We start from the raw sequence: 13469 nt of genomic DNA, 5'->3' as shown, positions 1-13469 counted from the left end.
GAGGCATCCGCCACTGTCCCCGCTCCTATCTGTCACTGCCGGTAGCTTTCGTTCAATTTTGCTGGATTGTAGGGCCGTGGTAATGATGCAGTACTGTACTCGGACCTTGTTTTCATTAACATAAAGCCTAGTATTTATTCTGAATAGGGGGCCAATAAGTCTATTTCTAATACTGACTTCCATCCTTGGCGCGAAAGCTTCCCTCATAGGAAAGCATAGCAAGTTGCTGCGGATCTTATCTCTTAGTACAGCACCAGCTACATTGCATGGTGCATCTATACGTGCCCGATAAAATATCTGTGGATTTGTCTACATAAGGCCTATCAAATTTTTATGCCCTCTATATATGATTAAGGAAAATGAGATGAAAGCCCCGCGCACGCATCGTTGGCATCTGCTGGAATGGCTGAAGCCAGAGAAGTCGATGGTCGCGCGCTGAGGCTTAGTTTTTTAAATTCGAACCCCGCAATTATGAAGATCTGAAATGTCGATAAAAACTCTGGCATTACGTAATTTCAAAAGATTCGACCGATTTTCCATTGATCTCGACAGGGGGGTTATAGCGATTCTCGGAGAAAATAGCTCAGGAAAGTCTTCAATACTAAAGGCGATTTTGGGCCTCAAGCAAACGGTTGCTGCTAGTAATGAGCACGAGGGGTGGGCGGCTAATGGCGAATATGTCGACTTAGGAACTTACCGAGACTATATTCACAAGAAGGATATAAAAAAAGCATTCGCGATCAGCTTAACTTTAAATGCAGACACCTTAGATCCGAATTCTTTAATGTCAAGCATAGTTAAAAATGCTGCTGCCGTAAATTTAACGCTAGAGTACGATTATGACAGCATTACGGCGCAAGCAAGATTTAAGGAAATAAAAGTTAACTTCATGCAGCCTGCGTCGAATATGTCATGGCTGATTCAGCGACAGAAAACTAGAAATAGTTATGCCCTGACGTTTTCTAAAAGTTTGATTGCAGCTTTTAAGAAAAACTTTCCTTTGCCGCAAAGTGACGGGGAGTTGCAAGTTGGCGAGAAAATTATTTTGCAGCATCTCGAAAGGTTTTCTTTTGAGTTGGATAAAAAAATTGGATTCACAACCTATCTTGCTTTTCGACTTGTAAGTGAAAATCTAGCTAGTTTGAGCGAGTATTTAGAGAAGAAAGTTTTCTATCTCGCTCCACTTCGTTCGAGTCCTTCCAGGAGCTACGTTCGCAGTTCCCATAACTTAGCAGTAGGTGTTGGCGGTGAACATACTCCTAGTGTTCTGGCTAATCTTGAAAGCCGAGCTCGGAAGGCCACGACCGGGCATAGCGAAATTAGAGACAGATTGGACTGGTTGAAAAAAGCTATTGCAAAAATATTTCCGGGACACGTTGTTGCAACAAAAACATACGATGAACTTGTCAAGTTAATGGTTTCAAGTCCAAGTACGGCAACTTACGCGTCCTCAGATAAGTCTGACGCCATAACCGATGTTGGTTTTGGATTTTCTCAGGTCCTGCCAATATTAGTGCAAATCGCGGTCATGCCTCATGGAGGGGTTCTGCTAATTGAGCAGCCGGAATTACACCTTCATCCAGTTGCTCAGACTCGTCTTGGCGAAGTAATGGCTGAGGCCATACACGCGGGCAAGCAAATAATTGTGGAAACGCATAGTGAGCATTTTGTGCGTGGGCTTCAGCTTTCTGTATCGGCAAACCGAAAATCCAATAAGCTAATTGAGGCTATCTCAATAAGATTTTATTATCTTAAGAGGGGATCCTCGAGTTGCTTGCCACTGGAGATGAATGAATTTGGTGAGCTTCTGCATGAATGGCCTAGCGGGTTTTTTGACGAATCTTATAAGAGCCTGAGAATATTGCTTGCCAATAAAATGGGGGATTCTCAATAATGTTATTTGCTGCTAACCCTGAAGCACTATATGAGAATATAATTTCAAACCAAATCGATCCGTTTGATAACGTATTCTCGCACTCTCGGTTGACGGTCACTCCTGGCTTAATCGATGAATACGAGAGGAAGTTTAGTGGCATTACTGAGAGGCAAATATTTCAAAGCCTATTATCGAGCTTGGGCTCTAGATTGAAATTGGTGAAGTGTGTTCCAACAACGCCGATAGCCAGTATTGGTGGTGATTTGCAAACCGCTGCGAACTATGGGGGGAAAAATCTTATGATTTCTTCTGCCTGTAAAGTTTCACCAGCGGATCAAAGTATACTGGAGTTGCTAGGCATAAGATATGGCGATTTGAATTGCTTATTTGAACCAACTTGCCTGATTGGGTTTTCTCCTTTTGAGAAATTCATTTTAAAAATCGGTGATAATAAAAGTCCAGACATAATAGGTAGATTTTTTGAAAAAGAGAAATGCGTTACTTTTTATGATAAACACATAAATTCGTCTTCTATTGACTTGATTAATTTTCTCATCCCCAGGCTCGCAGATGATTGCACGATAGCAGTTGTGACGTCCAAAAATTCAATTATTAGCACAGATAAGATTAGGGCGGGGCTGGTTGCAAAAAAAAGGCAAAAGATATTTGTAGAAACCGCTGACTCAAGAACCACGGAAATTTTCCATGACAGGCACATATTTGTAGGGAGCCATTACCAAATACATATTGCGCGTGGCCTTGACATATTTGGGAGGGCGTCCACTTGGAATAACTTAAATGGAGAAATTTGCGTGTACGACTGTTCGCTTGGAACTGATATCAGCCTTTCCTTTGAGCCATGCCGAGGTAAACGGCGCAGGGATATCCGATTAAAGGCTTGCGTTATAGCCTGATCGGTATCTATTTTTGCGCCATTGGAATGAAGTGATTTGGTTTATTTTATTTTAAATTTTTGGCCGTAATGTGAGCCGGGAGCGCAGATAATATTTTGCGTCTTTTTGGCCGGCTTTCGGAGTATGCACCCTCGCATTGTTCGATAAAGACCGTTGTCCGATGCCATGTAAAACGGCTGCTTCCATGCTAGCGTCGCGCTGCCGAGGGTCCGGCGCAGCGTGGGGCAGGGAATGAACAGCGAGCCGACGCGCCTCCACTTGGCGCCACCACGCATCAAGCCGATCGTGCGCCTGGCCTGGTGGCTGCTCTGGCTCGCCCTGGCCCTGTTCGCCGCGGAGTTCGTGCATTCGGTGTATCTGAAGTACGCGTCGCTGCAGTCGCCGGCCTATGCGATGTTCCTGACCCGCCGCGGGTGGCTGTGGTGCCATCTCGGTGGCGGGGCGGTCGGTCTGTTGCTGGGGGCGCTGCAGTTCGCGACGCAGCGGTGGCGGCGCTGGCCGCGGCTGCATCGTTGGGTGGGGCGGGTGTATTTCGCGGGGATGCTGGTGGCGATGATCGGAGTGGTCGGGTTGATTGCGACCTCGCCAGCCCCGCCTGCGATCCGGGTGGCGTTCGCGGCCACGGCGCTGGCGTGGCTGGTCACCGCGTCGGTCGGCTTGGTGGCGATCTGGCGTGGGCAGGTGCTGCGGCACCAGCACTGGATGGTGCGGGCCTATCTGGCGACGCTGGCGCCGGTGGTGTTCCGGGTGGCGTTGCCGTCGGCGATCGGCCTGGGCCTGACGCCGTCGCCGGGCTTGATCGCGCTGCTGCTGTGGGCCAGTTGGGTGGTGCCGTGGTCGGTGTATGGCGTCGGGCGCGTGATTGCCGATGCACGGTGCCGGCGCAAGCAATCGGCGATGTTGCCGCGCGGCGTCGGCGTCGGCGTCGGCGTCGGCACGGGGTGATGGCCGGGCGTATGGGATTGTGTGCCGGCCGGTGATTGCCGCTGCCGGTATCGCCACGCCGATCTGCCGTCATCCCAATCTGAGTCAGGTGTGCCAGCGCTCGTGCATGCGCTGTCGCGCAGCTGCGCGCAACGCGCGGTCATCGTCGTCATCCGCATCGGCGCCCGCATCGTGCAGCGCCCGCATCGCACAGAAAAACACTGCCACGCCTGCGCCCAGGCGTGGCAGCCAGCGGGACGGACGATCGCAGGCGCCGGGGGAGGAGTGCGCCTGCGTTGTCGCCCGCCGCGACCTCAGCGGAGCTTGTCGAACAGTTGCTGGCGCACGGCGATGGTGCAGGCGTCTTCGGTGAACAGATGCTCCAGCGCGCTGTTGTCGCTCGGCTTGCCGGTGCCCAGGTCGAGCACGGTCGCCTGGTTGCTGCCGCGGGCCTTGAACGCGGCGAGGGCGGTGGTGGCGTTCTTCAGCGGCACGGTGGCGTCGTTGTCGGAGCCGCATAGCAGGGTCGGGGTGCGTGGCGCCCAGTCGAGCAGGTCGTTGCGCTCCAGGTCGCGCAGGAACGGGTCGTTGGCGTTGCTGGCGAAGTCCTTGTAGAAGCCGGGCTGGAAGTACTGGCGGATCTTGTCCACGCCCGGCAGGGTGTCGCCGAGCACCAGGTCGGTCAGGCTCTGGTTGCCGGGGAACAGCTTCTCCACTTTCTTCGCCCACGGATCCTGGAACACCTGCGACGGGTCGAGGTAGAGGTTCTTGTAGGTGTGCTGCATGCCGACGATGGCGTAGCTGGCCAGCACGATGCCGAAGGTGTTTTCGCCCACCGCGTTGCGGCCGCTCCAGCTGTCGCGGAAGGTCTGGCTCAGCGCATATGGGCCGGAGATCGGCGCGCTGGCGACCAGGTTGAACTCGTTGGACAGGTGCGCTTCGATCTCGCGCTGGGTGGCCATGGCGGCGTGGCCGCCCTGCGAGAAGCCGGTCAGCATCACCTTGCCCGACAGCGGGGTGTTGAGCCGTTGCAGCACCTGGCGCGCGGCGCGCATCGCATCGATGGTGGAACTGGCCTCGGACGCGGCGTGCAGGTAGGGGTGGAACGCGTAGGTGGACTGGCCGATGCCGAGGTAGTCGCTGCTCACCACCACGTAGCCCTGGGTGGCGAGGTGAGTGACCATGGTGTCGTCGCCCTTGTCGTCGCGGATCTCCTTGGCCTGCTCGGCGCGGCGTTGCGACTCGGTGCCCTGGCTGTAGCTCACCAGCGGGAACGGACCGGGGCACTGGCTGCCGCCCGGCACCAGCAGCGCCGCCGACGCGGTAGTGGGTTCGCCATCGACGCCGATGGTGGCGTAGGTGAACTCGGCCACGCGCACGTCGCACTTGGCCTGGTCGGGGGACTGGTCGTTGGCCAGCAGCGTGGCGATCGCCTGGCGGGTGTAGCTGGTCAGGACATTGCTCTTGAGCACGGTGCCGCGCGCCGGCGCTGCCGATGCGGCCAGGGGCAGCAATGCGCCTGCGATGCCGATGAGGGAAAGTGCGCGCAGCGCCAGTCGATTCCGCTGTGTGGCCATGGAAACATCCTCGTGTCGAATCCCGGTCGCCCGGGGGGTGGGGGAGGGCGCAAACGCTACTATGTCGTTCGCATTATTTTGGCGACACGTCGAGATAATATTTAGCTGCGGTATTGATTCGCATCGCACCTGATGGAATTTCACGACACATCGCGTCGGAAAATCCCGCGATCCATCGATGCTGCGGCGTGCGCTGCGCCACAGTGGCGACGAGGAAAGGATGAAAGATCCGCATGGTTTCGCGCGAATCCAGCCGAATTCCGCTGTTTCGGCTGGCTGCGTGCACGTCACGGGAATTTGTCTACGTTTCTGAAGCGGACTTTTCAGAAGTTAATAATCTTGATTTCAAGATAATCGGAGGGTGGCGATGGATAATCGCGCCTGATGATCCGAGTATTGTCCGCTGCCAGGAAACGGGTGGGCGACGCAAGGACAGGAGCAGGACATCGTCGACGTCGTGCGCGTCACGGCGTGTCTTGTCTGTCGCTGTGTGCGGTTGCGGTGGAACTCGCGCCGCAGCAAAAAAAAGCCGGCGGACCTTGCGGGCCGCCGGCTGCCATCGACGTTGCCGACCCGCGCGTGGGCCAGCGGAACGGGTCAGCGCACCTGGTACAGCACGGTGGCGCCGGGCCTGGGTTCGAACGCGGGCACGGTTTGCTGTTTCAGCGCGGTGCCCTTGGCGTCCCACACCAGGGTGTCGGACGGGTATTCGTCCTTGCGGGTCATGGCGTCGATCTGCTTGACGATCACGCTGGAGCCGGCGGCGACGTCGGGGTTCCAGGCGAACACGCCGAGCCTGCCGTAGAACACGGCCGGGGCGGTGGCGTCCAGGCGCCGGTCGGGGCACATCACCAAGCCGCGATCGAGCATCACCCGCAGCGCGCCCACCGGCACGGCCTTCACCGCCGGCGACGTGCGGTCGGTGCTGTGGCCGGGGCAGACATTGGCCGAGCGGGTCAGCATGTCCTCGACCACCTGCCGGTCGGACTGGGCCAGCGCGGGCAGGGCGACGGCGGCGAGGGCGAGTGTTGCGAGGGGGAATGTCCGGGGCATGTCGAGACTCCTTCAATGGAGGAAAGGCGCCGGGCCTGGCGATACCTACAAAGCGGGGCACAGGCGGCCGCGGCGGCGCGGGCAGACTCTAGCAACCGCGCCGGCAGCGAATGCAAAGCGGGCGTGATGGCGCCGGGTGGTGTTGCTGCAGGTGCGGGCGTTGCGGCGCCTTCGCTTCGCAGCGCATCGCCTGGTTCTGGGTTCACTCGTCGCGGCTGAAGCCGCTCCCACAAGGGCGCAACCCTGGTCGCCGGTGCGAGTGCCGACGGACGTGCTGAAGGTTGGTTACTCCTTGTTGGAGGGACTTCAGTCCCGACGGCAGTGCATTCACATGCGCCGATGGATTCACTCGTCGCGGCTGAAGCCGCTCCCACAAGGGCCCAACCCTGGTCGCCGGTGCGAGTGCCGATGACAGCGCTGCAGGCTGTCGCTCCTTGTGGGAGGGACTTCAGTCCCGACTGCAGTGAGATCGGATGCGCCGACGGGTTCGCGCGTCGCGGTTGAAGCCGCTCCCACAAGGGCGGAACCCTGGTCGCCGGTGCGAATGCCGACGGACGTGCTGAAGGTTGGTTACTCCTTGTGGGAGGGACTTCAGTCCCGACGGCAGTGCATTCGCATGCGCCGACGGGTTCACTCGTCGCGGCTGAAGCCGCTCCCACAAGGGGGGAACCCTGGTCGCCGGTGCGAGTGCCGACGGCAACGCTGAAGGTTGGTTACTCCTTGTGGGAGGGACTTCAGTCCCGACTGCACCGAGGTTGGATGCCGCGATCGCGCGCGTCGGCTCAGCGATACGGCCCCGGCCCGCGCCAGACCAGCTCGCCCTGGTGGTAGACCTGCAGCATGGTGATGACCTGGCGGGCGTCGCCGATGCCTTTTAGCTCGGGAGAGTCCGGCGGCAGGGCGCGGCACTTGCCGGAGCCGCGGGTCAGGGCGATTTCCAGCGGGCAGACCATGCGGTACTCGGTGCCGGGCAGCAGGATGAACATCTCTTTCATGCCCTGCTGCTGCCAGGTGCGCAGCTGGCTCTCGCTGCCCAGGTCGTAATAGACCAGGTAGCCGCCGACTTCGAGGCTGGGCTGGGCCGCGTCCATGTCGTGGCGGTTGCCACGGCTGCCGGGGCCGGCGGCCAGGCCGCTGTTGTCCGGCGCGGTGTCGGTGTCGAGCGCGCCGGGCGGGCGCCCGGTCCAGGTCTGCGGACGGCGCTCGGTCGGCGGCGGCGGATTGCTGTCGGCGGTCTGCGCCGGACTCGGCGCCGGGGCGTCCGCGGGCGGGGTGGGCGCCGGCGGTGCCGGACGCGGTTGCGGCACCGGGGCGGGCGTGGGCGTGTCCGCCGCTTTCGGGGTGTCGACGCGATCGGGCGGCGGCACCGGGTCGTCGGACTGGGCGACCAGGGTGGATTGCACGGTGGTGGTGGCGCGCGTGCGCTTGGGCGCGGCGGACGCCGGCGGCGGGCTGGGCTTGGGCGGCAGCGGCTTCGCCGGCTTGTCGCTGTCGCCGAGGAAGTCCACGCGGATCCGGCTGCCGCCGGCCGCGCCCTGCGGCGTGGACATGGTGGGCTTGGCCGCGTACAGCAGGGCGAGCGCCATCAGCACGTGCAGCAGCGCGCTGAGCAGCCAGGCGATCCAGCGCTGCCAGCGTTCGCTGCGGGTCTCGGCCGCGACGGGTGCGCGGGGCGACGCGCGGCTCATGCCGTCGCGGCGGCGTCGGAGAGGCCAGCCTTCATGCGGTTCCGGGGAGGGGGCGAACGTGGGAGGGCGCCATCGTACCGCCTGTGCCGGCGCCGGCCATGGCCGCCGGTGCGATGGCTGCCATCGGCCGACACCTGGCGTTCACGCGCTGGGCTGCCGCGGCCCGCGGCGGCACAGCATCGGGGGCCGGCGTGGGGGACGCGACGGCGCCGCCCCGGCCGGTCAGACGTAGGCGCCGACCTTGAACACTTCCACCGCCTGGGTGAGCTGCGCCGACTGCTCCTCCAGCGAGCGCGCCGCGCTGCTGGCTTCTTCCACCAGCGCCACGTTCTGCTGGGTGGTTTCGTCCATGCGCGCGATGGTCTGGTTGACCTGGGCGATGCCGTTGGCCTGCTCGTGCGAGGCGGCGGAGATCTGGCCCATGAGGTCGGTGACGTGCTGCACGCTGGCCACCACCTGGTCCATGGTGGCGCCGGCCTGGTGCACCAGCGTGGCGCCGTGGGCGACGCGCTGTACCGAGTCGTCGATCAGGGTCTTGATCTCCTTGGCGGCGCCGGCCGAACGGTGCGCCAGCGTGCCGACCTCCGCGGCCACTACCGCGAAGCCCTTGCCCTGCTCGCCGGCGCGCGCGGCTTCCACCGCGGCGTTGAGGGCGAGGATGTTGGTCTGGAAGGCGATGCCGTCGATCACCGCGATGATGTCGGCGATGCGCCTGGAGGCGGCCTGGATGCCGTCCATGGTCTCCACCACCTGGCCGACCACGTCGCGGCCTTCGCTGGCCACGCCGGCCGCACCCAGCGCCAAGTGGTTGGCGCGCTGGGCGTGCTCGGCGTTCTGCTTCACCGTGGAGGTCAGTTCCTCCATCGAGGCGGCGGTCTCTTCCAGGCTGGCCGCCTGCTGCTCGCTGCGCTTGGCCAGTTCCTGGTTGCCGCTGGCGATGTCCTCGGCGGCGAAGCCGATGCTGTTGGTGGTGCGCTGGATGTGCGCGACGATGTCGGTGAGGCGGTGCACGGTGCTGTTGGCGTCGTCGCGCATGGCGGCGAACACGCCGTGGAAGTTGCCGCTCATGCGCACGGTGAGGTCGCCGTCGGCGATGCAGCGCAGCAGCGCGGAGAACTTGGCCAGGTTGGCGTCGGCGGTGGCCATCATGGTGTCGAGGTTCTCGACCATGGTGCGGAAGGCGTGCTCGAACTTCTCCGGCTGGCCGCGGTGGGCGAAGTTGCCAGCGCAGGCGGCTTCGGCCAGGGTCTGGATCTGCACGTTGATCGCGTGCAGGTTCTGCTTGACCTGCTGCATCGCCGCGGTGATCGCGGCCTTCTCGCCGGGGTAGTGGGCGATGTCCTGGCTGAGGTCGCCGATGGCGTAGCGGCCCATCACCTCGGTGATGCGCAGCTGGGTCTGCACGTGCGCATCCACCAGGGCATTGGTATCGGCGACCATGCGCCCGTACTCGCCGGGGAAGCGCTGCGCATCCATGCGGTAGCTGATGGCGCCGGCATCGTGGCGCGCGGCCATCTCGCGCTGTGCGGAAATCACCTCGTGCAGGCGCCGTTGCATCTGCTGCATGGCGCGCAGCAACTGCCCGGCCTCGTCGCGGGTGGTGACGATGTCCGGGCTGCTCAGGTCGCCGGCGCCGATGCGCTCGGCCATGCCCAGCGCCTGCCGCAGCGGCCGCACCACGCGGCGGGTCAGCAGCAGGGCGATCAGCGTGCCCAGCAGCAGCGCCAGCACGGTGCAGCCGACCATCAGCAGGGCGAAGCCGCGCGCAGTGGCCATCGCTTCCTTGGCGGCCTGGCGGTTCTTGGCTTCCTGCAGGTCGATGAAGGCGTTGATGCTGGCCAGCCAGTCGACGAAGGCCGGGCGCGCTTGCTGCAGCAGCAGCGCCTGCGCCTGCACGGTGTCGCCGGCATCGCGCAGCCGCCGCACCTGCGCGATCAGCGGCATGGTGCGCGCTTCGATGCCCTGGATGCGCTGCAGGATGGTTTTCTCCTGGGCGTCGCTGGAGACGGCGAGCAAGGCATCGAGCGGCTGCGCGGCGCGCGCGTAGTCTCCGGCCAGCTTGTCGATGGTCCGCTCGGTCGCCTGGCGGCTGGCCGCATCGTCCAACAGCACCACGTCGCGCAGGGCGATGGCGCGGTCGTGCACGCTGCCGCGGAAGTTGATCGCGTAGCGCTGCTTGACGCTGTTGACTTCGTTGATCGCGGTGAGTCGCTGGTCGATGCTGTGCACGCGCTGGATGCCGACCACGGTGAGCAGGACCATCAGCACGATGATCGTGAGGAAGCCGAGCGCGAGGCGCTGGCCGATGCGCAGATTGGAAAGGGCGTGCATGGGATCGGGGGAATGGGGGGAAGGAAGAGGGATCGACGGTAGGTGACGGCGGACGGGCGGGCAGGTTGCCTGCGCCCGCGTGACGCGCGCATGGCGCGGGTCCCCCGGGCCGGCGCATGGATAGCGGCGATGGCCTGTCGAACTGAAGGGAAGGGGCGAGGGCGTCCCCTGTGCCGTATCGGGAACGTGACGTTGTGCCGGTCTGCCGCGGCGGTGGCCGCCGGGCAGGTCAGGCAGGGCGTAGTGCCTGGCGAGCGACAAGACCAGGAGCGCGTCGCGCCGCCGCCGCGCGCAGGTGCAGCATGGCACCGCGCGTGGCCGGTGCTAAGGTCCGGGCATGACCGGCGCCGCCGACCCGATCCGCTTCCAGGCGACACTGCTGCGTCCAGCCACGCCGCCGGACGCGTCCTGGTGTTTCCTGCTGCTGCCTGCGGCGGCCAGCGCCGCGCTGCCCACGCGTGGCCTGGCCAGCGTGGAGGGCCGGTTCGCCGGGCATCCGTTTCAGGCCACGCTGCAACCCGATGGGCAAGGCGGCCACTGGCTGCAGGTCGAGGAGGCGTTGCGGGCGGCCGCGGCGGTCGAGGTCGGTACCACGGTGACCCTGGAGATCGCGCCGGCGGCGGTGGAACCGGAACCCGTGCTGCCCGACGACCTGGCGCGCGCGCTGGCCGCGCATCCGCCTGCGCGTGCGGCCTGGGACACGCTGACCACGGTGGCGCGGCGCGACTGGATCTTCTGGATCGGCGCGGGCAAGCAGGCGCAGACGCGGGTCAAGCGCATCGCCAGCACCTGCGACATGCTCGCCGCGGGCAAGCGGCGGGTCTGCTGCTTCGACCGCTCGGGCATGTACAGCAAGGCCTTCGCCGCGCCGCAGGCGCAATGAGGTCATGGCGCGCACGCCCGGCGTGGCCGCCGTCGCGACAGGATCCTCGCAAGCGCCTGCCTATACTCCGTGACGTCCATCCATGAGGCCCACTGCATGAGTGCATCCACCTCTTCGTCCGCCGCCGCCGCACCGGGCAGCCTGCGCCGCTCGGTGTCCAACACGCTCAAGGGCTCGGCCGGCAACCTGGTGGAGTGGTACGACGTCTACGTCTATTCGGTGTTCGCCACCTACTTTGAATCGCAGTTCTTCTCCAAGGAGGACAAGAACGCCACCTTGTACGTGTGGGCGATCTTCGCGGTGACCTTTCTGATGCGCCCGATCGGCGCGTGGTACTTCGGCCGCTTCGCCGACCGCTACGGCCGCCGCCTGGCGCTGACGGTGTCGGTGTCGGTGATGGCCGCCTGCTCGTTCCTGATCGCGGTGACGCCCACCGTCGCCAGCATCGGTGGCGCTGCGGCGGTGGTGCTGCTGCTGGCGCGCCTGCTGCAGGGCTTCGCCACCGGCGGCGAGTACGGCACCAGCGCCACCTACATGTCCGAGGCGGCGATTCCCGGGCGGCGCGGCTTCCTGTCCTCGTTCCACTACGTCACCCTGGTCGGCGGCCACGTGCTGGCGCAGGCGGTGCTGTTCGGGATGCTGCACTTCTTCGACAAGGGCCAGATTTCCGAATGGGGCTGGCGCGTGGCCTTCGGCCTGGGCGGCATCGGCGCGCTGGTGGTGTTCTGGCTGCGGCGCACGATGGACGAGTCGCTGACCTCCGAGTCCATCGCCGCGGCCAAGCAGGGCAAGGACAGGTCCTCCGGCTCGCTGCGCGAGCTGTTCGTGCACCAGTGGCGCCCGCTGCTGCTGTGCTTCCTGATCACCGCCGGCGGCACCGTGGCGTTCTACACCTACTCGGTGACCGGGCCGAAGATGATCCAGACCGCCTTCGCCGGCGACGACGTCATGGCCGGCACCATCATCAACCTGGCCGCGCTGATCGTGCTGATGCTGATGCAGCCGGTGGGCGGCTGGCTGTCGGACCTGATCGGGCGCAAGACCCTGCTGGTGTTCTTCGGCATCGGCGGCGTGCTCTACACCTGGTTCCTGGTGCTGGAGCTGCCCAGGCAGAGCGACTGGCTGAGCGCCTTCGCCATCCTCACCGCCGGCTTCGTCATCCTCACCGGCTACACCTCGATCAACGCGGTGGTGAAGGCCGAGCTGTTCCCCACCCATATCCGCGCGCTGGGCGTGGGCCTGGGCTATGCGCTGGCCAATTCGGCCTTCGGCGGCACCGCGCCGTTGCTGTACCAGGCCTCGCTGAAGACCGGCCACGTCACCACCTTCGTCTGGTATGCCACGGCGGTGATCGCGGTGTCGCTGGTGGTGTACATGTTCTTCCTGACCAACAAGGGGTCCAACTGGCTCGACCACGAGGGCGAGATGCACGCGCGCCGGCGCTGACCGGCGCGGCGCTGGCCCGGGCGATGCGCGTGCCGCCCGGGCGCGGAGCAGATGGACGCTGAACGGCGCACCCGGTATCGGCCGGGTCGCCCCGCCGCGCGGAGGCCGCGCATGCGGCGGCTGCCAGGCGACTCGGGTACCATGCAGCCCCCTTACGGGCGTTCCCCCCATGGCCGATTCCGACAACAGCTCCACTCCCCCGGTGACCCAGGCGCAGGCCGAAGACGCAGTGCGCACCCTGCTGCGCTGGGCCGGCGAAGACCCGACCCGCGAGGGCCTGCTGGACACCCCGCGGCGCGTGGCCGAGGCCTATGGCGACTGGTTCAGCGGCTACCGCGCCGACCCGCGCGAGTACCTGCTGCGCACCTTCGAGGAAGTGGCCGGCTACGACGAGCTGATCGTGCTGCGCGACATCGAGTACGAAAGCCACTGCGAACACCACATGGCGCCGATCATCGGCAAGGTCCACGTCGGCTACCTGCCGCGCGGCAAGGTGGTGGGCATCAGCAAGCTGGCGCGCGTGGTCGAGGCCTACGCGCGGCGCTTCCAGGTGCAGGAGAAGATGACCGCACAGATCGCCCAGTGCATCCAGGACGTGCTGCAGCCGCTGGGCGTGGGCGTGGTGGTGGAAGGCGCGCACGAGTGCATGACCACCCGCGGCATCCACAAGCGCGGCGTCAGCATGGTCACCTCGAAGATGCTCGGCACCTTCCGCGAGGACGCGCGCACCCGCGCCGAGTTCCTGCGCTTCATCGAGCGCGTGCGCTGAGTCTGCGG

Annotated in this window: 11 protein-coding genes; 6 read left to right on the top strand and 5 right to left on the bottom strand. The window is 63.5% G+C overall.

Annotated elements, in window-relative coordinates; translation table 11 throughout:
- Positions 1-484: 484 nt before the first annotated feature.
- The 3 genes from SLW52_RS08000 to SLW52_RS07990 all read left to right on the top strand — a co-directional run bounded on the left by SLW52_RS08000 (position 485) and on the right by SLW52_RS07990 (position 3735).
- Positions 485-1894 (top strand): DUF3696 domain-containing protein, encoded by a 1410-nt coding sequence (locus SLW52_RS08000; RefSeq protein WP_320739936.1) that lies wholly within the window; start codon positions 485-487, stop codon positions 1892-1894.
- Complete coding sequence (locus SLW52_RS07995) at positions 1894-2790, top strand: MIT C-terminal domain-containing protein (protein ID WP_320739935.1); 897 nt, start codon at positions 1894-1896, stop codon at positions 2788-2790. Before SLW52_RS08000 ends, SLW52_RS07995 begins: the two co-directional genes overlap by 1 nt.
- A 231-nt stretch (positions 2791-3021) precedes the next feature.
- A complete protein-coding gene (locus SLW52_RS07990) occupies positions 3022-3735 on the top strand; it encodes a DUF2306 domain-containing protein (RefSeq protein WP_320739934.1) in 714 nt (237 codons plus the stop codon).
- Positions 3736-4028: 293 nt separating this feature from the next.
- Here SLW52_RS07990 and SLW52_RS07985 read toward each other — a convergent pair whose 3' ends face one another.
- From SLW52_RS07985 to SLW52_RS07965, 5 genes are all read right to left on the bottom strand, one after another.
- Positions 4029-5291: a lipase family protein gene (locus tag SLW52_RS07985; RefSeq protein WP_320739933.1), complete on the bottom strand. Its 1263-nt coding sequence runs from the start codon at positions 5289-5291 to the stop codon at positions 4029-4031.
- A gap of 73 nt (positions 5292-5364) precedes the next feature.
- Complete coding sequence (locus SLW52_RS07980) at positions 5365-5577, bottom strand: hypothetical protein (protein ID WP_320739932.1); 213 nt, start codon at positions 5575-5577, stop codon at positions 5365-5367.
- 311 nt (positions 5578-5888) lie between these two features.
- Positions 5889-6344, bottom strand: a complete 456-nt coding sequence (locus SLW52_RS07975) for a hypothetical protein (protein ID WP_320739931.1) — start codon at positions 6342-6344, stop codon at positions 5889-5891.
- Positions 6345-7126: 782 nt separating this feature from the next.
- Positions 7127-8032 (bottom strand): type II toxin-antitoxin system RelE/ParE family toxin, encoded by a 906-nt coding sequence (locus SLW52_RS07970; RefSeq protein WP_320739929.1) that lies wholly within the window; start codon positions 8030-8032, stop codon positions 7127-7129.
- Positions 8033-8254: 222 nt separating this feature from the next.
- Positions 8255-10363, bottom strand: a complete 2109-nt coding sequence (locus SLW52_RS07965) for a methyl-accepting chemotaxis protein (protein ID WP_320739927.1) — start codon at positions 10361-10363, stop codon at positions 8255-8257.
- Between the two features lie 337 nt (positions 10364-10700).
- Between SLW52_RS07965 and SLW52_RS07960 the strand changes: the two genes are divergently transcribed.
- The 3 genes from SLW52_RS07960 to folE all read left to right on the top strand — a co-directional run bounded on the left by SLW52_RS07960 (position 10701) and on the right by folE (position 13461).
- Complete coding sequence (locus SLW52_RS07960; RefSeq protein WP_295931599.1) at positions 10701-11246, top strand: YdeI/OmpD-associated family protein; 546 nt, start codon at positions 10701-10703, stop codon at positions 11244-11246.
- Positions 11247-11342: 96 nt separating this feature from the next.
- On the top strand, positions 11343-12692 hold the full coding sequence (locus tag SLW52_RS07955) for an MFS transporter (protein WP_017909620.1): 1350 nt from the start codon (positions 11343-11345) through the stop codon (positions 12690-12692).
- 169 nt (positions 12693-12861) lie between these two features.
- Entirely contained in the window at positions 12862-13461 is a 600-nt protein-coding gene (gene folE / locus SLW52_RS07950) for a GTP cyclohydrolase I FolE (protein ID WP_017909619.1), read from the top strand.
- Positions 13462-13469: the final 8 nt, after the last annotated feature.

The sequence above is a fragment of the Xanthomonas sp. LF02-5 genome (assembly GCF_034105325.1).
Classification (GTDB): Bacteria; Pseudomonadota; Gammaproteobacteria; order Xanthomonadales; family Xanthomonadaceae; genus Xanthomonas_A; species Xanthomonas_A sontii.
Note: the sequence above shows the minus strand (reverse complement) of the source record. Positions and strands in the feature narration are given on the sequence as shown.